Here is a 23,072-nt window from a genome sequence, read left to right as displayed (position 1 = left end):
GAGGCGACCGGGCTTTCGTGTAGAGCCGGCGCCCTGGCTCAGGCTCGGGCGAAGCCCGCCCGCATGGCGAGGCCGATGCGGTCGAGGTCCGACTGCTCGCGGGCGGCCTCGGCGGCGCGTTCGCGCGCCTGCTCGCGGTCATCCAGAATCTCGAATTTCTTGAGCTCCTGGAAGGCCGCCTCGAGTTCGACTCGGGCGTCCTCGAGCTGGGTCTTCAACTCGTCGGCGGAGCGCTGCAGGTTCTCCTTGCGCGTCATGGCGGCGCGCGCATAGGTCGGGTAGGCGAAGTGAGCCTTGTCGGAAATGCCCGACTTCTGCTCCTCGGAGGCGATCTCGCGCTCGAGCTCATGCACCATGCGCTCGAAGTCAGCGATCATCATCTCGATCTGCGCAACCCGGCGACGCTTTTCGTCCACCTGGAAGCGCTTCAAGCGCATGACGGTATCCCGCGATTTCATACCCATCTACTCACGCTGCGGAGCCGGTCGGGACGGTTCCGAGTTTGCACTTCGATCAGCCGTCAGGCGCCGGCCATGATCTCCGCGAGACGGATGTATCCTTCACGCAACGAGGTTGCTTCTTCCTTACTTTGACGCAGAAAATCTTCGAGATGCGGGTTCAGGCGGATTGCCGTGTCGACTTCTTCCGATGACCCGGCCCGATAAGCGCCAAGTCGGATAAGTTCTTCCATATCGGAATAGGTCGCCATGGCCTGACGGGCGCTCTGCACCACGGGCCAGAATTCCGGGTCGCAGGATCGCGGCATGGTGCGCGACACGGACTTTAACACGTTCACGGCCGGGTAGCGGCCCCGCTCCGCGATGCCGCGCTCCATCACGATATGGCCGTCCAAGATGCCGCGGACCGCATCGGCGACCGGCTCGTTGTGGTCGTCGCCGTCCACCAGAACGGTGAACAGGCCCGTGATGGTGCCTTCACCCGCGCCGGGGCCGGCGCGCTCGAGGAGGCGCGGCAGCTCGGTGAACACCGTCGGCGTGTAGCCCTTGGTGGTGGGCGGCTCGCCGGAGGCGAGGCCGATCTCGCGCTGCGCCATGGCGAAGCGGGTGACACTGTCCATCATGCACAGCACATCCGCGCCCTCGTCGCGGAAATATTCCGAGATCGCCAGCGTCAGGTAGGCGGCCTGCTTGCGCATCAACGCAGGCTCGTCCGAGGTGGCCACCACCACGATGGCGCGGGCAAGGCCTTCTTCCTTCAAGTCCTCCTGCAGGAACTCCTGCACCTCACGGCCGCGTTCGCCGATCAGGCCGATCACGGCCACGTCCGACCCGGCGTTGCGGGCCAGCATGGACAGGAGCACGGACTTCCCGACCCCCGATCCCGCGAAGATGCCGATACGCTGGCCGCGGCAGCAGGTCACAAAGGTGTTGAGCACGCGCACGCCGAGGTCGAGCGGCGCTCCGACGCGCTGGCGGGAGTGAGCCGGCGGCGCGTCCTGCTTCAGCCGCACGAGATTCTGTCCTGCCGGCAGGGGCCCCTTGCCGTCGATGGGCTCGCCCATGGCGTTGATGACGCGGCCCAACCAGGCGCGCGAAGGGCGCACGCCGCCCGGAGCCGAGCGCACGATGGCCCGGCAGCCGCGGCGAAGGCCCTCGATAACCCCGAACGGCATCACGAGGGCGCGATCGCCCGAAAAGCCGACCACCTCGCACGGCACCGTGCGGCCGGGCGTGACCTCGATGTCGAGCAGCCCGCCGACATGCATGGTGGACAGCGGCCCCGCGACCTCGATCATCAACCCGCGCACGCTGGCGACGCGGCCATAAACCTTCAGGTCGTCGATGTCGGCCAAATCTGCGCGCAAGGCATGCAGACGGTCATGTTCATGAACAGGCATGCCTGGTCCGTAACGATTCGTTTACCCGTCCCGTTAACAATGCCCTTGCCGAACCCGCATGTCCCGCCCAATCGGAAGCGCTGTTCCGAAGGGTGAGTCCTGAGAGTCGGTTACCAGAGATGCTTAATCCGCCACATGAGATCCAACGCTCGCCTTTTCCGCTTCAAGAGCAACATTTTATCCCGATTCGCGAAAGTCGGGTCCGATGAGGCTTGCGGATCAGAATCAGGTTTTGTTAACCATTGCGGCGTAGTGTTGCGAGTCGAGATCACACGGACGTCCGAGAGGACGTTTGAGAGCTTCAGCCGGGTCCCGCCGGTCGATGCTGCGGTTGCGGACCAAGGGACGAGCTTGGAGACCTGAAATGCGCATACTTCTCATCGAAGACGACAGCGCTACCGCCCAGAGCATCGAGTTGATGCTCAAGTCCGAGAATTTCAACGTCTATACGACGGATCTCGGCGAGGAAGGCATCGACCTCGGGAAGCTGTACGACTACGACATCATCCTGCTCGACCTGAACCTCCCCGACATGTCGGGTTACGAGGTTCTGCGCAGCCTTCGGGTCGCCAAGGTCAAGACGCCGATCTTGATTCTCTCCGGCCTCGCCGGCATCGAGGACAAGGTTCGTGGCCTCGGCTTCGGCGCCGACGACTACCTGACCAAGCCCTTCCACAAGGACGAGCTGGTCGCCCGCATCCACGCCATCGTGCGTCGGTCGAAGGGTCACGCCCAGTCGGTGATCACCACCGGCGACCTGATCGTGAACCTCGACCAGAAGACGGTGGAGGTCTCCGGGGCGCGGGTGCACCTGACCGGCAAGGAGTACCAGATGCTGGAGCTCCTGAGCCTGCGCAAGGGCACGACGCTGACCAAGGAGATGTTCCTGAACCATCTCTACGGCGGCATGGACGAGCCCGAGCTCAAGATCATCGACGTTTTCATCTGCAAGCTTCGCAAGAAGCTCGCCAATGCGTCGCAGGGCAAGAACTACATCGAGACGGTTTGGGGCCGCGGCTACGTGCTGCGCGAGCCGAACGAAACCGAAGAGCGCATTCCGGCCTGAGGCCACGCGCTCGAAGTCAGTAAAAAACCCCGCCGCCGGCGGGGTTTTTTGTGCGTGGATCCGGGCGGGGGAGGGCGTCAGCGCGCCTGGATCAGCCCGACTTCGGTGAGCTTGTTGGTCATCTGGGCGCGATCAAAGGGCTTCAGCAGCACGTCGTCGGCTCCGGCGTGAATGGCGCGGGCCATCACGGCGACTTCGTTCTCGGTGTTCCAGACCAGCACCTTGGGCACGCCGCCGCCCGGCGTGCGCCGCAGCGCCTTGCAGAAGTCGAAGCCGTCCATCACCGGCATGAAGCCGTCGATCAGCACGGCGTCCGGCATGCTGCGCTGGCACGCCGCGAGCGCCTGCTGCCCGTCCTCGGCCTCCTCGACGCGAAAATCGAGCCCCTCCAAGATACGGCGCGCGACTTTGCGGATTACGGGGGAGTCGTCTGCGACAAGACAGGTCTTCATGATTGAAATCCCTTGGACGGGGAGAATGACGCGAGCCGTGCGCCCTCCGAATGCGAGGCGGGGCCGAGAATGGCTTCGATGTCGATCACCACGAGAAGCCCGTTCTCGAGCCAGTGGATGCCGGCCGCGATCCGGGCCCAGCGTGGATCGAGATTGATGGGATTGGGCTGCAGTTCGGCCGTGCCGAGGCTGAGCACCTCGCCGACGCCGTCCACCGCGAGGCCGAACGATTCGCCGCCATACTCGACGCCCACCACCATGCGGCTGGGCTTCTGGTCGACGTCGTCGAGCTTGAGGATGCGGCGCAGCGACAGGGTGGTGACGACCCGGCCGCGCAGATTGAGGAGCCCGGCGACTTCAGGCGGCGCCAGCGGAACCGGCGTGACCTCGGCGGCGATGAATACGTCGTGCACGCATTCGATCGGCAGTCCGAACAGTTGCCCATCCACCAGCACGGTGACGAATTCACGGGTTTCGGACGTCGTCTCGACATCCTCGAAGCCGGATCTTGGCATCAGCGTCATGCGCCTGCGGCCTCCCTGTGCTGGGTCGCCTCGGCGAGCGCCTCGATGAGGCCGGTGCGATCGAATTTCGCGACCACGTCAAAGATGCCGAGCGCGCGGGCGCGTTCAAGCGCGGCCGGCTGGAGTCGCGACGCGAGCCCGATGATGGGCAGTTCGGCGGTGCGCCGGTCCGCCTGCAAGCCCTCGGCGAGATCGAAGCCGTTGCGGCCGCGCGATTCAATGTCGGCGACCACAACCGCGAAGCTGTCGGCGCTGCGCTGGGCCAGCGCCAGGGCTGCGTCGAACTCGGCGAGCGCGACCACGTCGTATCCGGCGGCCTTGAGAACCGGCAGCAGCATGCCGCGAAAGAAGGGCGCGCCATCCACCAGCAGCACCCGGTTGGAGCGGGCAGGGGCCGGCGCGGCGGCGTTCTCGAACCAGTCCGGATAGGCCAGGGGCAGGAAATGCGCGACGTCGATGATTTCGGTGGCGCGCCCGCGGATCACGGCCGAGCCGACGATGCCGGGCGCCTGGCCGGTGGCCTTGATGTCGAGATGGTCCTCGACGATGTCGACGATCTCATCGACCGCGATGCCGGCGGTGCGATCGCCCTCCGAGAACACGAGAACCGGCTGGATGCCGCTGGCGTGGAGGGGAGAGCCAGGAACCGCCGGCACGATCGGAATCAGGTCGCCCCGGTACTGGGCGACGATGCGGCCGCCCACGGTTTCAATCTTGGAGACGTCGAACTCCTCGAGCCGGGTCACGGCTGCGAGCGGCACCGCCTTGACCTCGCCCTGGCCGGCGCGGAAGACGAGGAAAGAGGTCTTGTCTTCCTGCACGCGGCGGCGCGGGGCGACTTCGTCGCGTTCCGGACGGGTCATGGTGGGCCCATGGCCGATCCGCTGCACAATGCCGTTGGGATCCAGGATCAGGATCACGCGGCCATCGCCCAGGATCGTGTTGCCCGAGAAGATGTTGATCGGCTTCAGGATGTTGGAGATCGGCTTCACGACGATCTCTTCGGTGTGGAACACCTTGTCGACCACCAGTCCGAAGGACCGCTTGCCGAGCTTCAGGACGACCACGAAGCCATCCTCGGGATCGAAGCGCTCGCCGACTGGATCGAGCCCGAGGATCGCGCTCAGCCGCACCACGGGCAACAGGGTTTCGCGCAGACGAAGCAGCCAGGTGCCGTTGATCGATTCGAGGCGATGCTCGGACGTGGCGCGCGGCTGAACGAGTTCGAGCACGGCCACCTGCGGGATCGCGAAACGCTGCCCGCCGGCCTCAATGATCAAGGCCGCCACGATCGCGAGCGTGAGCGGGATCTTCATGGTCAGGGTGGAGCCTTCGCCCGGCACCCAGCGAACGTCGACCGACCCGCCGATCAGCTCGATGTTGGTGCGGACCACGTCCATGCCCACGCCGCGGCCGGAGACGTGAGAGACGTGCGAAACGGTCGTGAATCCTGGTTCGAAGATGAAGCGGGCGATGCGCTCGTCGCTCATGCGCTCGAGTTCGCCCGGGCCGACGAGGCCGCGTTCCAGCGCCTTGGCGGCGATCTTGCCGACGTCGAGCCCGCGGCCGTCGTCCGCGACTTCGATCGTGATGGTGCCGCTCTCGTGTACGGCCGAGATGCGGATCGTGCCGCGCGCCGGCTTGCCAACGAGCCGACGTTCCTCCGGCGTCTCGATGCCGTGGTCGGCCGCGTTGCGGATCAGGTGGGTGAACGGGTCCTTGATGAGCTCGAGAACCTGGCGGTCCAGCTCGGTCTCAGCGCCCGTCAGCGCGAGCTCGATGTCCTTGCCGAGTTCGGCGCAAAGGTCGCGCACCAGCCGCGGAAGCTTCTGCCAGGCCGTGCTAATGGGCTGCATGCGGGTCTTCATGACCCGCTCCTGCAGCTCCGCGGTGACGCTTGAGAGGCGCTGGAGCGGCCCCTTGAAGTCGCTGTTCTCGTCGTGCCGCGCCAGTTCGACCAACTGGTTGCGGGTCAGCACCAGCTCCGACACCATCGTCATCAGGCCTTCGAGCGTATCGAGGCCGACCCGGATGGACTGCGCCGAGTTGGCGCCTCCCTGCCCGTTGGGGCGCGCGGGCGCCGCCTTGCTGGGCTGCGCCCGGGAGCGCTGCGCCTCGGCATGCTCGATGCCGTCCTGCGGGGGGTCGGAGATGATTGGCGTGGGCGCGATTTGCGCGCTCGGGGCGCGCGCCGCCACGGCCGGTTCCGGCTGCGGTTGATCGCCGATGGTCTGCTCGGTTTCACGACCCTCGGCGCGCGCCGTGAGTTCGTCGATCAGGTCGGTGTCCTGCCCGTCGGGCTCGGCCTGGCTTTCTTCCAGGGTCCGCAGGATCATCTTGATCCGGTCGATCGTGAGCAGGATCAGCGTCACCGCCTCGGTGGTGACGGGCGCGCCCTCGCGAAAGCGGCTGATGAGGCTTTCGGCCGCATGCGACAGCGCCTCGAGGCGCGGCAGGCCGAGAAACCCGCAGGTGCCCTTGATGGTGTGAACGAGCCGGAAAATATGCGCCAGCATGGTGGCGTTGTTCGGCTCGCGCTCGAATTGCACGAGCTCGCGATCGACGTTTTCGACCGTTTCGAAGGTCTCGGTCAGAAACTCGCGAAGAACGTCGTCCATGGGGATTCCCGGTCAGGCGCCGCGTCCGGCGCCGTCGACCATTCATGCCCATGAAGCGTTGATGATAGGTTGCGGCTGGCCCTGGTTTCGCCAGGAAACCGCGTCGCGGCTGCGCTATTCCGCCTGCGGCTTGGCGAGAATGGTGACGATGTCGCCCTCGATGGTGAGATCGACGCTCATGCTCGCCGCCCGGGCGATCAGTCCGGCATAGAAGGGCTGGATGCCGTGGGCGTCCACGGAGCCGCTCTCGGGCGCGCCGGCGAGCAGGCCGGGCACCGACTGCGGGATGCGGGCGTTGATGCCCTTCGAGGCGATGTGGAACGTGCCCTTGTCGCCCTCAACCGTGAGGGTGAGGTCGATGACGCCGCCGCGCGGGATCGTCGTCGTGGCGATCACCAGCAGGTTGAGCAGCAGCTTCACCTGGTTCTTGGGCAGCAGCACGCGCGGCGCGTGCCAGTTCAGGGTGGTGCGCTCATCGTGGATGAAGCCGCGCGCCACCTGCTCGGCGTCGCCGGTGTCGATGGCCGCGCCGGCGGACCCAGCGGCCCCGAAGGCGAGCCGGGCGAACTGAAGCCGGGCCGAGGCCTGGCGGGCGCTTTTCTTGATGAGGTCCTGCGCGAAGCCGCGCATGGACTCGTCCTTCTCGTCCTCGAGCACCTCGAGACCGTTCACGATGGCGCCGACCGGGCTGATCACGTCGTGGCAGACGCGGCTGCACAGCAGCGCCGACAGATCGAGTGCGTCGAGAGTGATGGCCGTCATTGAGTATCTCCGCCGTTCGGCGCCGAATCGGCAAAGGCCGCCCTCATGCGGATACACCGCCCAGCGCCGCCTTGAAAGTGAGGCGCGACCAGAGCGCGTCCGCGCCCACTCAGGGGATCAGGTCCTTCAGCACGATCGGCCACAGCTTGTCCGCCGCCTCGATGCCGCCAGATGCGAAAAACAGCTGCCGGGCTTCGGGCGAGCGAAACAGGAAAACGCGGTCGTCGCGCAGCACGAAAATGGTGGGATCGGCCGCGATCGGCGTCCGGCGGAGCACGCCTTCGCCGTCATAGCCGCCGTAAGCGGGGGCGAACGCCTCCGGATTGCGCATGAACTCGGCCCGGTTGGCCTCCGAGGCGAAGCGCCAGGTGGCGCCGGCCCAGCGCCACTCGAAGGCGGGCCGCCCCGCCGCCGCGGTCTTGTCGATGAAGTAAGCGACCGGATCATAGCCGTAGAGCGCGAGCCCGCTGAGCGGATCGACGACGATCCGCTGCGTCGTCACAGCCGCATCGTCGGCCTTTGCGGGATGGAGCGCGCATAACAGGGCCAAGGCCAAGATGGCGGCGCGAAAGGGCCTTGCCTGCGTCATACTTCGTCTGGACTGTAACATCGGGTTGATTCGATCACCATGCGGCCGTCCGGCTGCATCTAGCACGATGGCGCTTGCAGTTGCGTTGACGCGGTTCACCACCCGGCGATTCGCTGCGCGCGTGACGGGAGGAGCTTCATGATCATCAGCATGCGCCAACTGGCGCGCGCCGCCCTCTTCATCCTCTCCGTGTGCTCGGCCGAAGCGGCGCTCGCGCAGAACAGGCGCAATCCCCCGCCGCCCCCGGCGGCTTATTCGTCCGACGAGCTGGTGAACTCCGGACATCGCTTCTTCGGCAACGTCACCCGCGGTCTTGCGTTGACGATCGAGGAGGCGACGCGCCGATGGGGCCAGCCAAACGGATACATCCTCGGCCAGGAGGGCGGAGCGGCCTTCGTGGGCGGCCTGCGCTACGGCGAGGGCGTTCTCTACACCCGCAACGCGGGCGACCGGCGCATCTTCTGGCAGGGGCCTTCCTTCGGCTTCGACTTCGGCGGCCAGGGCGCGCGAACCATGATGCTGGTCTACAACATGCCGTCCACGGACGCGCTTTTCCAGCGTTTCGGCGGCGTGGATGGCTCGGCCTATTTCGTCGGCGGCTTTGGCATGACGGCGCTTGTGGCCGACCAGATGGTTGTGGTGCCGATCAGCTCGGGCGTGGGCGCGCGTCTCGGCGTCAATGTGGGATACCTCAAGTTCACGCCGAGCTCGACCTGGAATCCCTTCTGAACGAATTCGCCCCGTATAGGGGCCAGCGGTTGGGCGCCGGCGTTGCGGGTTGGAAAACAACTCGGCGGCGTGCGATGCTCAGCCGCGAGAGTGATCGGAGAGGCCCGCGGCGGTGATCGAAACCGGGATGATCTTCGCCCTGGGCTTTTTGACGGCGGCCCTGCTGGCTCTTCTGGTGTTGCCCGCGCTGTCGCGCCGGGCCGAGCGCCTCGCCCGCCGCCGGGTCGAGGCCCGGCTCCCGATGTCTCTTGCCGAGATCGCGGCCGAGCGGGACCACCTGCGCGCAGAGATGGCCGTGGAAGCCCGACGCGTTGAACTGCGCGCCGAAGCGGTGGCGAAATCGCACGCCGACGACATGGCCGAGCTTGGCCGCAGGGCGGTGCAGATCAGCGATCTCCAGACCGTGGTGGCGACTCGCGACCAAACCATCGCCGAACTCGACGCCGATCTGGCGGCGACGCGCGACATGCTTGCGGCCACGGCCGCCGACCTGGACCGCACGGCCGCTGAGTTGAGGATCACGACCGAAGACCTCGTCGCGCGCCGCCAGGAGCTCGAGAACCTGCAGCGCGCGCATGCGGCGCTCGAAGAACTCAGCGAAGAGCGCCGCCTCGTGATCGCCACCCTGGAAACCTCCGTGGACGGGCTGCGCCTGCGCATCTCGGACGCGGAGCGCAGCCTCGCCCAGGCGCGGATCGAAGTTGCGGAGCGCGACACGCGGCTCAGCGATTTCGAAACGCGCCGCGCCGTTCTCGATCACAAGGTCGAGGCGCTCGGCCAGGAGCGCGACGATCGCGACCGGATGATCGAGACCTTGCGCACCCAGCGTGAGGAGGACGCCGCAGCTCTCGAGGCGGCCAATACCGAACTCGAAGACCTCAAGGGGCGGCTCGAAACCGAGACCATGCGGGCCGAGGCGGCGCTTGCGGCCTCCGAGCGGGCCCACGCGATGGACGTTTCGGCGCTCACCACCCGGGCCGACCTCGTTGAGAAGCTGCGCACCGAAAAGGCCGCCGCCGACGGGGCCCTCGAAGCCGCCAGGGCGGACCGGCGCGCCTTGCAGCAGGAGATCGAGACCCTGCGCCGCAGCGTGGGCGAGGGCGGTGGGGCGGAGCCGCCGGTTGAGCGCCGCCGCGGACGCCTCACGGCTGTCGCTTCCGAGCCAGCGAAGCCGGCGGCCTCCGGCTAACGGCGACCTCAATCCCCCGTCTGAATATCCTATTGGCGACATCCCGTGTCGCCAATCGATAGGCTTCGTGCTTCAATCGGTCGGAAGCTGATGCCGTGATGTCGCTGAGGGGATACGTCACGATGTTTCGCACGCCACAATTGTTATCCGTCGGCGAGGTTCAGCCCGCGCCGGTCGCGGCCGCCTCCACCTTCGGCGCGCCCGAAAGCGTGCACACGTTCGGCTTCCTGATGGTGCCGGACTTCTCCATGATCGCTTTCACGTCCGCGATCGAGCCGCTACGACTGGCCAACCGCTGCTCGGGCAAGACGCTCTATGGCTGGCGTATCTTCTCGCCGGACGGCCAGCCGGTGACGGCCTCCAACGGCGTCAGCATCGCGGTGGACGGCGCCTATGCGGATGTCGGGCCCATGCCAGCCGTGGTGGTGTGCGCCGGTGTCGACGTCCATCGCTTCGACCATGGCGCCCTGATCGCCAAGCTGCGCACGCTGGCCTTCTACGGCGTGCAGATCGGCGCGGTGTGCACCGGCACGCACGTGCTCGCCAAGGCTGGGCTGCTGGCGGGGCGCAAATGCACCATCCACTGGGAAAACAACGACAGCTTCCGGGAGGAGTTCTCGGACATCGACGTCACCCAGGAGCTGTTCGAGATCGACCGCAACCGCTTCACCTGTGCGGGCGGCACGGCCGCGATCGACATGATGCTGTCGATGATCGCCAAGCAGAAGGGGCCGGAGATCGCCGCCCAGGTCACCGACCAGCTGATCCACCATCGCCAACGCGACTCGCACGAGCGCCAGCGCATGGAGCTGCGGGCCCGGCTCGGCGTGGCGCATCCCAAGCTGCTGGCCGTCGTGTCCGAGATGGAGAAGAGCCTGGAGACGCCGCTGTCCTGCGCGGAGCTCGCCGACGAGGTCGGGCTCTCGACCCGTCAGCTGGAGCGGCTGTTCCGCAAGTATATCGGCGAGGCGCCCACCAAGTATTACCTCAGCCTGCGGCTGAACCGGGCCCGTTTCCTGCTCCGCCAGACCTCGATGCCGATCCTCACCATCGGGCTCGCATGCGGGTTCGTGTCGGCATCGCACTTCTCCAAGTGTTACAGCGAGCACTTCGGCCGCACGCCCTCGCACGAACGGCGGGGCCTGCAGTGACCGAGACGGTCCGGGCCACGGGCTCGTGCCTGTGTGGCGGTGTGGCGTTTGAGGTGCACGGCCGGCTGAGCGAGATCATCGCCTGCCACTGCTCGCAGTGCCGCAAGACCACCGGCCACTTCCTGCCGGCCACCCGGGCGCGGACGGACGAGATCCGGTTTTCGTCCGACGAGACGCTGCGCTGGTATCGCTCCTCGCCGGAAGCCGAAAGAGGCTTTTGCGGACGCTGCGGCGGCGCGCTGTTCTGGCGGCCGACCGGGGGCGAAACCACCAGCATCGCGGCCGGATCGCTGGACCCGCCGACCGGGCTGAGCATCCGCGAGCACATCTTCTGCGACGACAAGTCCGATTATTACGCGCTCACCGACGGCAAGCCGCAACATGGCGGGGACGACCCGGGTTAGCCGCGGCTGACGCTCCCAGGCCAGAAGAGGGCGGATGAGCCCGCTGCGCCCGGGGCGCCGAGCGTCCAGAATGGGCGCGCCGCGACCCGTGCGGCAGGAGCAGCGTCGAAACCGAATGCCTTCCCGATCCTCGGTCGACAGCTTCGACTACGTCATCGTGGGCGCCGGATCAGCCGGCTGCGTGCTCGCCAACCGGCTGAGCGAAGACCCGGCCGTGACGGTCGCGGTGCTGGAGGCCGGCGGGGGCGACCGCTCGCCCTTCATCCAGATGCCGAGCGCGCTGTCGATCCCGATGAACTCGGCCAAATATGACTGGCGTTACGCCAGCGAGCCCGAGCCGCATCTCAACAACCGCGTGCTCCATGTGCCGCGCGGCAAGGTGCTGGGCGGGTCGTCGTCCGTGAACGGCATGGTGTATGTGCGCGGCAACGCGCAGGATTTCGACGGCTGGGCGGCGCAGGGCGCGCGCGGCTGGGACTACGCCCGGGTGCTCCCTTATTTCCGCCGCGCCGAAACCCGGGAGGAGGGCGGAGACGCCTATCGGGGAGACCACGGGCCGCTGCACACCAGCTACGGGCCCATGGCCAACCCGCTCTATCGCGCCTTTGTCGACGCCGCCCGGCAGGCGGGCTACGCCGAGACGGACGACATCAACGGCTTCCGGCAGGAAGGCTTCGGCCGGATGGACCGCACCATCCATGCGGGCCGACGGTGGAGCGCCGCGAACGCTTATCTCCGCCCCGCGATGGGGCGGGCAAACCTGCAAGTCACGCCGCTCGCGATGGCGACGCGCATCCTGTTCGAGGGCCGCCGCGCGGTCGGGGTCGCGTTCCGGGTTGGCGGCCCGGGCGGGGCGGAGCGCGAGGTGCGGGCGCGCCGCGAGGTGATCCTGGCGGGCGGGGCGATCAACTCGCCGGCGCTGCTGAAGCTCTCGGGCGTCGGGCCCGGTGCGGAGCTGGCGCAAATGGGCCTGCCCGTGCTGGCGGACCGGGCCGGCGTGGGCGAGAACCTGCAGGACCACATGGAATACTACTTCCAGGTGGCGAGCCGGCGGCCGATCACGCTGTATTCGTCCATGAGCCTCTGGTCCAAGGCTCTCATCGGGCTGCGCTGGATGGTGTTCAAGACCGGGCTCGGGGCGACCAACCACTTCGAGAGCTGCGGCTTCATCCGCAGCCGCGCCGGGGTGCGCTGGCCGGACATCCAGTACCATTTCCTGCCGCTCGCCATCACGTATGACGGCCGCAGCCTCGCCAACGCCCATGGCTTCCAGGCGCATGTCGGCACCATGCGGTCTAAGAGCCGCGGCCATGTGCGCCTGCGTGGGCCGGACCCGTTCGCCAAGCCGGTGATCCGCTTCAACTACATGAGCCATCCGGACGACTGGGCCGAGATGCGCGCCAGCGTGCGGCTGACGCGCGAGATCTTCGCCCAGGCGGCGTTCGACCCCTATCGGGGCGAGGAGTTGCAGCCCGGGGCCGGTGCGGAATCCGACGACGCGATCGACGCTTTTCTGCGCGACAAGCTGGAGAGCGCCTACCACCCGTGCGGCACGTGCCGGATGGGGGCGGCGGACAACCCGCTGGCAGTGGTGGACCCGGATCTGCGGGTGATCGGCGTCGAGGGGCTGCGGGTGGCGGACACCTCCGTGTTCCCGACGATCACGACCGGCAACCTCAACGCACCCGCCATCATGCTGGGCGAAAAGGCTTCGGACCTGATCAGAGGGCGGGAGCCGCCGCCGGCCAGCAACGCGCCCGCGTTCGTGCATCCGGAGTGGGAGACCGCGCAGCGGTAGGCCTTTTGCTTCCTGGCCGTTTTGACCGGCCTGGCTTTGCCTAGTCCTCGTCGCTGCGCCGCAGGACGCCCGCGAGGGCGTCGCGGACGCCGATGGCGCCGACGAAGCGGTCTTCGGCGTCAAACACCGCCACCGGGGCGGCGTTGCGCTGCATCGCCAGCATGACGTCGCGCAGGGGCGTGTCCTGGCGGGCCCAGAAGGCCAGCGCGGGGCCTTTCAGCCAGCCGGCCGGGTCGACGCTGCAGTCCTGCCATGGCGCCGCGGCGCCGTCGCGCTCCGCCGCCGTGACCTTGCGGTCGCCTTCCACCCGAAAGCGCGTGGTGCGGCGCCGGTCCAGCCAGACCCAGCCGTCGCCGGCGTGCTCCAGGTCGCGCGCGTCGCGCATGACGTTATAGGCCGTGAGCACGTTGAGCGGGTTCACGTGAGCGACAAACTCGCGGACGTAGTCGTCGGCCGGACGCAGCACGATGTCCTCGGGCGTGCCGAACTGGACGATGCGGCCGCCCTCCATGATGGCGATGTGGCGGCCGATCTTGAGCGCCTCGTCGAGGTCGTGGCTTACGAACAGGATGGTCTTGCCGAGGTTGTGCTGCAGATCCAGCAGCTCGTCCTGCAGCTTGGTGCGGATCAGCGGGTCGAGCGCCGAGAAGGGCTCGTCCATCAGCAGGATGTCGGCGTCCGTCGCGAAGGCGCGGGCGAGGCCGACGCGCTGCTGCATGCCGCCCGAGAGCTCGTTGGCGTAGCGGTCGGCCCACGCGTCGAGGCCAACCATGCGCAGCTTGTCGGCCACGATGCGGTCGCGCTCGGCTTTGGGCATGCCGCGCAGCTCGAGGCCAAAGCCGACATTCTCGGCCACGGTGCGCCAGGGGAGCAGGGCGAATTGCTGGAACACCATCGCGACGCTTTGCGTGCGCACGGCGCGCAGCGTGGCGGCGTCGGCCGAGGCGACGTCCACCATGCGGCCCTCGTGGCGCAGCAGCACCTCGCCGCGCGTCACCTTGTTGAGGCCGTTCACGGCGCGCAGCAGCGTCGACTTGCCGGAGCCGGACAGCCCCATGAGCACGCAGATCTCGCCGCGCTGCACAGAAAGGCTGGCGCCCGCGACGCCAAGCACCTGCCCGGTGGCGGCCTGGATCTCGGCCCGCGTCCGGCCCTCGTCGAGGAGGCGCAGGGCCTCCTTGGGCCGTTCGCCGAAGATGATGTCGACGTCGCGGAATTCGATCGCGGTTTCGCTGTCCGCCATGGGTCAGTTCCCGCGCCGACGCTCGGGCTGCTTGAACAGCCGGTCGAGCACGATGGCGAGGATCACGATCGCGAGCCCGGCCTCAAAGCCCATCGCGATATTGACCGAATTCAGCGCCCGCACCACCGGCTTGCCGAGGCCGTCCGCGCCGACCAAGGCGGCGATCACCACCATCGAGAGGCTGAGCATGATGCATTGCGTCACGCCCGCCATGATGGTCGGCAGCGCATAGGGCAGCTCCACCTTCCAGAGCAATTGCCGGCGGGTGGCCCCGAAGCTCTCGCCCGCCTCGATCAGCGGAGTGGGGACGGACGACACGCCCAGGTAAGTGAGCCGGATGGGCGCCGGCAGGGAGAAGATCACGGTGGAGATCAGCCCCGGGACAACGCCGAGGCCGAACAGGATCAGGGTGGGGATGAGGTACACGAAGGTCGGGATAGTCTGCATCAGGTCCAGCACCGGCCGGATGGCGGTGTAGAGCCAAGCGCGATGCGCCGCCGCGATGCCGATCGGCACGCCGATCAGCACGCAGGCGAGCGTGGCGAACAGCACCAGGGAGAGCGTCTCCATGGTGGGCTTCCAGTAGCCGAGGTTCACGATCAGCGCGAATGCGAGGGCGATGAAGAGGCTCAGGCCCCAGGAGCGATGCAGCGCATAGCCGAGCGCCGCGATGGCGAGGATCAGCACGGCGGGCGGGAACCAGAGCAGCGTCGCCGTGAACGCCATGATCACCGCGCCGAGGCCGAACGCGATGGCGTCAAACACTGCCTGCGCGTGGTCGTTCAGCGCGTCGACGGCCGCCTTCATCCAGGCGCCGAGCGGGATCTTCTTGTCGACCCCGGTGAACCAGCTCTCCATGTGCGTCCTTCTCCCGCTACGCACCGACATTGCTGGCGAATTCTTCTCCCCCCGGGAGAAGGTGTCCGCGGAGCGGACGGATGAGGGACTAGCCTCGACGGCTAGGCAGCAGCGAAGGAAAAGTTCTCGGCTGTTAGGCCCTCATCCGGCCCTTCGGGCCACCTCTTCCCAATGGGAGAAGGCGCCGCGTTACGCATCGCTTATTTCACGCCGAGCGCGGTCTTCACGGCCGGGAGGCCGGGCTTGCCGTCCAGCGTGGTCACGTCCTTGAGCCAGCCGTCGAGCACGGCCGGGTTCTTCTTCAGCCAGTCGCCCGCGGCCTTGTCGGCCTCCTGCTTGTCGAACAGGATCGCGCCCATGATCTCGTTTTCCATCTGGAGCGTGAACTTCAGGTTCTTGAGCAGCTGGCCGACATTCGGGCATTCGGCCGAGTAGCCGGCGCGGGTGTTGGTGTAGATGGTGGCGCCGCCGAGATCCGGGCCGAAGATGTCGTCGCCACCCGCCAGGTACTTGATCTGGTACTTGGTGTTCATCGGGTGGGGCTCCCAGCCGAGAAACAGGATGGGCTCCTTGCGGCGGGTGGCGCGCTCCACCTGGGCGAGCATGCCCTGCTCGCTGGACTCCACCAGCTCAAAGTCCTTCACGTCGAACTTGTTGTCCTTGATCATGTCCAGGATCAGCCGGTTGCCGTCGTTGCCCGGCTCGATGCCATAGACCTTGCCGGCCAGCTGCGTCTTGAACTTGGCGATGTCCGCGAAGGTCTTCAGCCCGGCCTCGTACGTGTAGGCCGGCACCGCCAGCGTATACTTGGCGCCCTCCAGGTTGACGCCGACAACGTCCACGGACTTGTCGTCCACGTAGGGCTTCCGGTCCGCCTCCATGGTGGGCATCCAGTTGCCCAGGAACACGTCGATGTTCTTGTTCTTCATGGACGTGTAGGTGACCGGAACGGCGAGCACGTCGGTCTTGGGCGTATAGCCGAGGCCCTGCAGCACCAGCGAGGTCGCGGCCGTGGTGGCGGTGATGTCGGTCCAGCCGACATCCGAGAAACGCACCGTCTTGCAGGACGCCGGGTCGGCCGCGGCGGCCAGCGAGGTGGTGGCCAGAACGGCCGCGACGGAAATGGTGAAACGGCTGAAACGCATCGGGTGCTCCAATCGGCTATCCCGCCTCGAGCGCGGCGGTGAGGCGCATGGTGGATCACAAAACCGTTATGCGAAAGAGGCGGGGCGTCCTGGCGAGCAGCGGACGCGCCCTGCGACCATCCCGGGCATTGCGGTCACCAACCTCTCCGTCAATTGCTTGCATCAGCGTGGGCCGCGCGTCCGTCATTGCGAGCCGGATGCGAAGCAATCCAGTCTAAAGGTCAGGCAATTAGACTGGATTGCTTCGCTGTCGCTCGCAATGACGGGGAGGTTGCGTCTGCGTTCGAGCGCGCCCTTACGCCGCCGATCTAGTGCGTCGCGTCCGGCATGGAGGCTTTCTTGCGCTCGATGTAGTCGCGCAGGGCTTCATCCACGCCGGGGTCGATGGCAGGCGGCTCGTAGTCGGCCAGGGTCTTCTTCCAGAGCGCGTTGGCGCGCTGGGGGGCGTCGAGGCGGCCCTCGGCTTCCCACTGCTCGACGGAGTTGTTGTCCGAGATGCTCGACCGGTAGAACGCCGTCTCGAAATTCGCCTGCGTGTGGGCGCAGCCCAGGAAGTGGCCGCCGGGCGGCACCTCCCCAAAGGCCTGCATGCCCTGGCCGTTCTCGCTGAGGTCGATTCCCTTGGCGAGCACGTGCATGGCGCCGAGCTGGTCGCAGTCCATCATGAACTTCTCGTACGAGGAGGCGAGGCCGCCCTCCATCCAGCCGGCCGCGTGCAGCACGAAGTTGGCCCCCGCGTGCAGGGTGGGGATCAGCGTCTGGGCGCTCTCATAGGCGGCCTGCGCGTCCGGGACCTTGGAGGCGCAGAGCGAGCCGCCGGTGCGGAAGGGCAGGTTGTAGCGGCGCGCCAGCTGGCCGGCGCCGTAGATGGCCAGCGCCGCTTCCGGGGTGCCGAAGGTGGGCGCGCCCGACTGCATGGACAGCGTCGACACGAAGGTGCCGAAGATGACGGGCGCGCCGGGGCGCACGAGCTGCGTGAAAGAGACGCCGGCCAGCACCTCGGCCAGCACCTGCGCGAGCGTGCCCGCCACCGTGACGGGGCTCATCGCGCCCGACAGGATGAAGGGCGTGATGATGGTCGCCTGCATGTTGCGGGCGTAGACCTCGGCCGCGCCCAGCATGGTGTTGTCCCACACCATCGGCGAGTTGGCGTTGATCAGGCTGGTGCACACCGTGTTGTTGGCGACGAACTCCTCGCCGAACAGGATCTTGCTCAGGTTCACAGTGTCCTGCGCGCGGTCGGGATGCGTCACGGAGCCCATGTAGGCTTTGTCCGAGTAGCGCATGTGCGCGTAGACCATCTCGAGATGGCGCTTGTTGACCGGCAGGTCGACGGGTTCGCACACCGTGCCGCCCGAGTGGTGCATGTAGGGGCTCGCATAGGCGAGCTTCACGAAGTTCTGGAAGTCCTCGATGGTGCCGTAGCGGCGGCCCTTGTCGATGTCGTGCACGAAGGGCGAGCCGTAGACGGGGGCGAACACCGTGTCCTTGCCGCCGATATGGACGCTGCGCTCCGGGTTGCGGGCGTGCTGGATATAGTCGCTTGGCGCCGTCGAGATCAGCTTGCGGGCGAGGCCGCGCGGAAAGCGCACCCGTTCGCCCTGGATGTCGCAGCCGGCGTCCTTCAGGAGTTTCAGCGCCGATGGGTAGTCGCGAAACTCGATGCCGACCTCCTGCAGGATGGTCTCGGCGTTGCGCTCGATGATCTCCAGCCCCTCGGCCGAGAGCACGTCCGTGAGCGGGAGATTGCGGCTGATATAGGGGATCGACGCGGCAGAGCGCTGGGCCCGCGCGGCCCGGCGCGCTTCGCGACCGCGGCGAGCCTCGCGGGGATTCTGGACCTCGTCGCTCATGCGGTTCCTCGCCTGCTCGCGCGGCTCGCCAGGGATGCGAGCCGCTTTGCGACACGCTAGGCGCGGGATGCGACTTGTCCTCGCACGGGGGCGGCGCTGAATTGTCCGGCGGCGACCGTCATGGCGCGCATCCGACAGTCGGGGTCGGGGGGCGGTGAGCCGCTTGCGCGGCGGGCCTCGACAGTCGAGGCTACGGCGTCGGCGGAGCCGGCGGGCCGGATCGTTGGTGTCGAGGGAAACAGGACCATGAAATCACACGCGCGCGTGGTCGTGATCGGCGGCGGCGTGGTGGGCGTCTCGACGCTCTATCACCTGGCCCGCAAGGGCTGGTCGGACGTGGTGCTGCTCGAGCGCAAGGAGCTGACCTCGGGCTCGACCTGGCACGCGGCCGGCCTGCTGCCCTTGTTCAACATGAGCTACTCGGTGGGGCAGATCCACAAATACTCGGTGGGCCTCTACGCCACGCTGGAGGCCGAGACCGGCCAGAATGTCGGCTTCCGGCAGGTGTCCAACATCCGGCTCGCCCGCACCAAGGCGCGGTGGGACGAGTTCATGTACTACGCCGGCGTCGCCCGGACGATCGGCGGGATCGAGGTCAACGTCCTGACGCCCGCGCAGCTGAAGGAGATTTGGCCGCTGTGCGAGACGGACGGCATCCTGGGCGCGATCCAGCATCCGCAGGACGGCTACATCCAGCCGGCCGACCTCACGCAGGCGCTGGCCAAGGGGGCGCGCAGCCGCGGCGCCGAGATCCACCGCTATACGGCCGTGCTCGGCATCGAGCAGACGCCGTCCGGCGAGTGGCTGGTGAAGACCGACAAGGGCGACATCACTTGCGAGCACGTGGTGTCGGCCACGGGCAACTTCGCGCGCAAGACCGGCCAGATGGTGGGGCTGGACGTGCCGGTGATCCCGGTGGAGCACCAGTACATCGTCACCGAGCCGCATCCGGCCATCCAGGAGCGCAAGCGCAACGGCCTGCCCGAGATGGGCGTGCTGCGCGAGAGCGACAGCTCCTGGTACATGCGCGAGGAAGCCGGCGGCCTGCTGCTCGGGCCCTACGAGGTCGGCGCCCCCTGCTGCTATGTGGACGGACCCGACGCGCAGAGCGAGTACGAGCTGTTCCAGGAGGACCTCGACCGGTTGGCGCCGCACATCGAGACCGCCATCACGCGCGTGCCGGCCTTCGGCGAGGTCGGCATCAAGAAGATCTATAACGGCGCCATCGCGTATACGCCGGACGGCAGCCCGATCATCGGGCCGGCCTGGGGGCTGAAGAACTTCTGGCTCAACGAGGGCCATTCCTTCGGCGTCACGGCGGCCGGCGGCGCCGGCTGGCAGCTCGCCGAGTGGATCGTGGACGGCGAGCCGACGATCGACATGATGGGCGTCGACCCACGCCGCTTCGGCCCCTACGCGTCGCGCGGCTACCTGCGCGCCAAGAACGAGGAGGCCTACGCCAACGTCTTCACCACTCATTATCCGGACGAGGAGCGCGCCGCAGCAAGGCCGCTGCGCCAGACGCCCTGCTACGACCGCATGAAGGCGCTCGGGGCCGTGTTCGGCTCCGTGTACGGCTGGGAGCGGCCGGGCTGGTTCGCGCCTCCCGGCTACGAGGTTCCGGCGGAAGAGTTGAACGTCGACGACGTGCTCACCAACGAGAACCACGCGCCGGCGACGAGCGACGGCAAGGTGAAGGAGCGCTGGAGTTTCCGCCGCTCCAACTACTTCCCGTTCGTCGGCGAGGAATGCCGCAACGTGACCGAGAATGTCGGCCTGCAGGACATGTCGGCCTTCGCCAAATACGTGGTGAGCGGGCCGGGCGCAGAGGCCTGGCTCGACTCCATCCTGGCGAACCGGATCCCCAAGAAGATCGGCCGGCTGGCGCTGACGCATCTGCTGTCGCAGAACGGCGGCGTGCGGTGCGAGTTCACGGTGCTGCGCATCGGGCCACAGAGCTTCTATCTCGTCGGCGCAGGCGCTTATGAGCGGCACGACTGGGACTACCTGCATAAGCTGCGGCCGCGCGACGGCTCGGTCGATCTGCAGAAGGTGACGACGCAGTACGGCGTGCTGGTGCTGGCCGGGCCGCGCTCGCGCGAGGTGCTGCAGAGTCTGACCGACACGGACCTGTCAAACGCCGCGTTCCCGTGGCTGTCCGGGCAGACGATCTCGGTGGGGGCGGCGTCGGCGCGGGCGCTACGCGTCAACTTCGTGGGCGAGCTCGGCTTCGAACTGCACCATTCCATCGAGACGCAGAACTACATCTTCGACAGGCTGATGGAGGCCGGCAAGCCGTATGGCATCCGGCCCTTCGGCATCAAGGCCATGGACAGCCTGCGGCTGGAGAAGAGCTATCGGCTGATCCCGCGCGAGCTCTCGATCGAGTATTCGGCGCTGGAATCCGGGCTCGATCGCTTCGTGCATCCCAACAAGGGCGCGTTCATCGGCCGCGACGCCCTGGTGGCGTGGCGCGAGCGCGGGTTCAAGAACCGTTTCGTCACCCTGGAGGTGCATGGCGTGACGGACGCGGACGCGCGCGGGTCGGAGCCGCTGTGGCTCAACGGAGACCTCATCGGCCGCTCCACCTCGGGCGGCTATGGCTGGCGCTGCGGCAAGTCGCTGGCGCTCGGCATGGTGCGGCCGGATCTCGGCGAGATCGGGCAGGAGCTGGAAATCACCATCCTGGGCGAAAAGCGCCGCTGCACGGTGGTGGAGGAAAGCCCCTTCGATCCGCAGAACGAGCGGCTGAGGGCGTGACACGCCTCGTCGTCGGGATCGACACGGGCGGGACCTATACGGACGCCGTGGTGGTGGACGCGGGCGCCCGGCGGGTGCTCGCCAAGGCCAAGGCGCTCACCACCAAGGGCGACCTCGCGATCGGGGTCCGGGAGGCGCTGGACCGGGTGCTGGCGGCGGCCGGCGAGAGGCGGCCGGGCGGGCTCGAGGGCCGCGACATCGCGCTGGTGTCGCTTTCCACCACGCTGGCCACCAATGCGATCGTGGAGGGGCACGGCTCGCCGGTCGCCGCCATCCTGATCGGCTTCGACGACGCCATGGCGGAGCGGACCGACATCGCCAGGGCGCTGCCGGGGACGCGGATCGGCCGCTTCGCGGGTGGGCACGACCACGGCGGCGGCGAGGCCGCGCGGCTCGACGTCGCCGAGCTGGAAGCCTTCGTGCGCGAGACCGCCAGCCAAGTCGGGGCCTACGCGGTGGCGTCGCAATGGTCGGTGCGCAACCCGGGCCACGAGCGGCAGGCGCGCGCGATCGTGGAGCGCATCGCGGGCCGTCCGGCGACGCTCTCCAGCGAGCTCGCGCATGCGCTGGACGCGCCGCGGCGGGCGCTCACGGCGGCGCTGAACGCCCGCATCATCGGGGCCATCACGGCGCTGATCGGGGCGGTGCGCGCCGCCATGGCGCGCCATGGCGTGGCCGCGCCGCTGATGGTCGTTAAGGGCGACGGCACGCTGGCGCCCGCCGAGGCGGTGGCGCTGCGGCCGATTGAAACCATCCTGTCCGGCCCGTCCGCGAGCGTGATCGGGGCCAAGTTTTTGTCCGGCCTGTCAGACTTCGTGATCTCGGACGTGGGCGGCACCACCACGGACGTCGCCGTGCTGGAGAACGGCTGGCCTAGGCTCGACCGCGAGGGCGCGCAGGTCGGCGGGCGGCGCACGCTGGTGCGCGCCATCGCGATGCGGACCTTCGGGCTGGGCGGCGACAGCGAGGTGCTGGTGGACGCCCGCAACCGGGTGGGGCTGTCGAGCGGCAAGGTCGTGCCGCTGTCGCTGCTGGCGCACCGGCATCCGGACGTGCTGCGCCGGCTCCAGGCGCAGCTCAACGATCCCGAAGGCGCGCCCTATGCGGGCAAGTTCCTGCTGCGGCCGTTCGGGCAGGCGGGCGCCGACCCGGGCGAGAGCGCCGCGCGGGAGCGTGACATCCTGGCCGCGGTGAACAAAGGGCCGGCGCCGATGGGCGACGTGATCCATGGGCCACTGCAGCAGAAAGCGCTGGCGCGGCTGGTGGGGGCCGGGCGGATCGCGGTGGCGGGGTTCACGCCCAGCGACGCCGCGCATGTGCTGGGATTGCAGGGCCAATGGTCAGCCGAGGGCGCGCGGGTCGGCGCGCTGGTGTTGGAGCGGCGCTTGCGGATGGCGGGTCCGCTCGGGCCGGCCGAGGCGGACGCGGCGGCTCGGCGCTTCGCCGCCGAGGTGTTCGACGCCACCGCGGCCAAGTCGGCGCGCGTGATCGTGGAGGCGCTCGCCGGCGAGGCGCTGGACGGCGACGCCGCCGGGCTTGTGGACGCGGTCGCAAGCGGGCAGGGGCGCTGGCGCAACCTGCGGGTCGCGATCGGGCCCGTCGCTCCCGTGGTGGCGGTGGGCGGGCCGGCGCCGGTGTTTTATCCGGAGGTGGGCCGGCGGCTCGGGAGCGAAGTCGTGCTGCCCCCGCATGGGGACGTCGCCAACGCGGTGGGGGCGGCGGTGGGCGTCGTGAAGGCGCAGGCGGTGGTGGACATTTCGTCCTCGGGCGTTGGCGCGTACCGCATCCACGCCGAGGGCGAGCCCGTCGCGATGAGCGATCCCACCGAAGCGCTGGCTCGGGCGCGCGACATCGCCGTGGAGGCGGCGCGCGCAAGGGCGCTCGCAATGGGCGGATCGGCGCCGGAGGTCGACGTCCACGTGGACCGGGTCGACTTGCCCGGCATGGAGGGGGACCGCGGGCTCGTGGCCGCGACGGTTGTGGCGGAGTGCTGGGGCACGCCGCTGGCCGAGTAACTTGCGGGGCGGCCAGCGCAAGCTAGGCTGGCGGGGGCGCGTGGCGCCGGAGGGGAAA

The 23,072-nt window shown here is 68.1% G+C and carries 19 protein-coding genes; 8 read left to right on the top strand and 11 right to left on the bottom strand.

The window, feature by feature from the left end:
• Positions 1–38 precede the first annotated feature (38 nt).
• Positions 39–458, bottom strand: coding sequence for a flagellar export protein FliJ (fliJ, locus tag IEV99_RS19255; protein WP_188519326.1), 420 nt, complete (start codon positions 456–458; stop codon positions 39–41).
• Positions 459–520: 62 nt separating this feature from the next.
• A complete protein-coding gene (gene fliI / locus IEV99_RS19250) occupies positions 521–1,858 on the bottom strand; it encodes a flagellar protein export ATPase FliI (protein WP_188519325.1) in 1,338 nt (445 codons plus the stop codon).
• A 364-nt stretch (positions 1,859–2,222) separates the two neighbouring features.
• Between fliI and ctrA the strand changes: the two genes are divergently transcribed.
• A complete protein-coding gene (ctrA, locus tag IEV99_RS19245; protein WP_188519324.1) occupies positions 2,223–2,924 on the top strand; it encodes a response regulator transcription factor CtrA in 702 nt (233 codons plus the stop codon).
• Positions 2,925–3,001: 77 nt separating this feature from the next.
• Here ctrA and IEV99_RS19240 read toward each other — a convergent pair whose 3' ends face one another.
• The 5 genes from IEV99_RS19240 to IEV99_RS19220 form a co-directional block, all read right to left on the bottom strand.
• Complete coding sequence (locus tag IEV99_RS19240) at positions 3,002–3,376, bottom strand: response regulator (protein WP_188519323.1); 375 nt, start codon at positions 3,374–3,376, stop codon at positions 3,002–3,004.
• Positions 3,373–3,900, bottom strand: a complete 528-nt coding sequence (locus IEV99_RS19235) for a chemotaxis protein CheW (RefSeq protein WP_244643937.1) — start codon at positions 3,898–3,900, stop codon at positions 3,373–3,375. Before IEV99_RS19235 ends, IEV99_RS19240 begins: the two co-directional genes overlap by 4 nt.
• A complete protein-coding gene (locus IEV99_RS19230) occupies positions 3,897–6,518 on the bottom strand; it encodes a hybrid sensor histidine kinase/response regulator (protein ID WP_188519322.1) in 2,622 nt (873 codons plus the stop codon). The genes IEV99_RS19235 and IEV99_RS19230 overlap by 4 nt, the downstream gene beginning before the upstream one ends.
• A 114-nt stretch (positions 6,519–6,632) precedes the next feature.
• Complete coding sequence (gene chpT, locus IEV99_RS19225; RefSeq protein WP_188519321.1) at positions 6,633–7,280, bottom strand: histidine phosphotransferase ChpT; 648 nt, start codon at positions 7,278–7,280, stop codon at positions 6,633–6,635.
• 109 nt (positions 7,281–7,389) lie between these two features.
• On the bottom strand, positions 7,390–7,968 hold the full coding sequence (locus IEV99_RS19220) for a YHS domain-containing (seleno)protein (protein ID WP_210318678.1): 579 nt from the start codon (positions 7,966–7,968) through the stop codon (positions 7,390–7,392).
• 39 nt (positions 7,969–8,007) lie between these two features.
• Here IEV99_RS19220 and IEV99_RS19215 point away from each other — a divergent pair, with 39 nt between their 5' ends.
• The 5 genes from IEV99_RS19215 (at position 8,008) to betA (ending at position 13,140) form a co-directional block, all read left to right on the top strand.
• Positions 8,008–8,598: a DUF1134 domain-containing protein gene (locus tag IEV99_RS19215; protein WP_188519319.1), complete on the top strand. Its 591-nt coding sequence runs from the start codon at positions 8,008–8,010 to the stop codon at positions 8,596–8,598.
• Positions 8,599–8,710: 112 nt separating this feature from the next.
• Positions 8,711–9,787, top strand: coding sequence for a coiled-coil domain-containing protein (locus IEV99_RS19210; protein ID WP_194483081.1), 1,077 nt, complete (start codon positions 8,711–8,713; stop codon positions 9,785–9,787).
• A gap of 98 nt (positions 9,788–9,885) precedes the next feature.
• Positions 9,886–10,938 carry a GlxA family transcriptional regulator gene (locus tag IEV99_RS19205; protein ID WP_244643936.1) on the top strand — a complete coding sequence of 351 codons (1,053 nt, stop codon included), beginning with the start codon at positions 9,886–9,888 and terminating at the stop codon, positions 10,936–10,938.
• On the top strand, positions 10,935–11,342 hold the full coding sequence (locus IEV99_RS19200) for a GFA family protein (protein WP_244643935.1): 408 nt from the start codon (positions 10,935–10,937) through the stop codon (positions 11,340–11,342). Before IEV99_RS19205 ends, IEV99_RS19200 begins: the two co-directional genes overlap by 4 nt.
• Positions 11,343–11,457: 115 nt before the next feature.
• The gene (betA, locus tag IEV99_RS19195) at positions 11,458–13,140 is read left to right on the top strand and encodes a choline dehydrogenase (RefSeq protein WP_188519316.1); all 1,683 of its coding nucleotides are present in this window, start codon (positions 11,458–11,460) and stop codon (positions 13,138–13,140) included.
• A gap of 40 nt (positions 13,141–13,180) precedes the next feature.
• On the opposite strand, the gene choV is transcribed toward betA, so the two are convergent.
• The 4 genes from choV to IEV99_RS19175 form a co-directional block, all read right to left on the bottom strand.
• Positions 13,181–14,383, bottom strand: coding sequence for a choline ABC transporter ATP-binding protein (gene choV, locus IEV99_RS19190; protein ID WP_188519315.1), 1,203 nt, complete (start codon positions 14,381–14,383; stop codon positions 13,181–13,183).
• Between the two features lie 3 nt (positions 14,384–14,386).
• Positions 14,387–15,241, bottom strand: a complete 855-nt coding sequence (gene choW / locus IEV99_RS19185; protein ID WP_188519314.1) for a choline ABC transporter permease subunit — start codon at positions 15,239–15,241, stop codon at positions 14,387–14,389.
• Between the two features lie 200 nt (positions 15,242–15,441).
• Complete coding sequence (locus IEV99_RS19180) at positions 15,442–16,386, bottom strand: choline ABC transporter substrate-binding protein (protein WP_188519313.1); 945 nt, start codon at positions 16,384–16,386, stop codon at positions 15,442–15,444.
• A 308-nt stretch (positions 16,387–16,694) separates the two neighbouring features.
• Positions 16,695–18,239: a trimethylamine methyltransferase family protein gene (locus IEV99_RS19175; RefSeq protein WP_188519312.1), complete on the bottom strand. Its 1,545-nt coding sequence runs from the start codon at positions 18,237–18,239 to the stop codon at positions 16,695–16,697.
• A 246-nt stretch (positions 18,240–18,485) separates the two neighbouring features.
• Here IEV99_RS19175 and IEV99_RS19170 point away from each other — a divergent pair, with 246 nt between their 5' ends.
• Both IEV99_RS19170 and IEV99_RS19165 read left to right on the top strand, forming a co-directional pair.
• Positions 18,486–20,999 (top strand): GcvT family protein, encoded by a 2,514-nt coding sequence (locus tag IEV99_RS19170; protein WP_188519311.1) that lies wholly within the window; start codon positions 18,486–18,488, stop codon positions 20,997–20,999.
• Entirely contained in the window at positions 20,996–23,014 is a 2,019-nt protein-coding gene (locus tag IEV99_RS19165) for a hydantoinase/oxoprolinase family protein (RefSeq protein WP_188519310.1), read from the top strand. The genes IEV99_RS19170 and IEV99_RS19165 overlap by 4 nt, the downstream gene beginning before the upstream one ends.
• The last annotated feature ends 58 nt before the right edge of the window (positions 23,015–23,072 follow it).

The sequence above is a fragment of the Alsobacter metallidurans genome (genome assembly GCF_014636935.1).
Classification (GTDB): domain Bacteria; phylum Pseudomonadota; class Alphaproteobacteria; order Rhizobiales; family Beijerinckiaceae; genus Alsobacter; species Alsobacter metallidurans.
The sequence above is the reverse complement of the archived record's forward strand: the minus strand, read 5'-3'. Positions and strand labels throughout refer to the sequence as shown.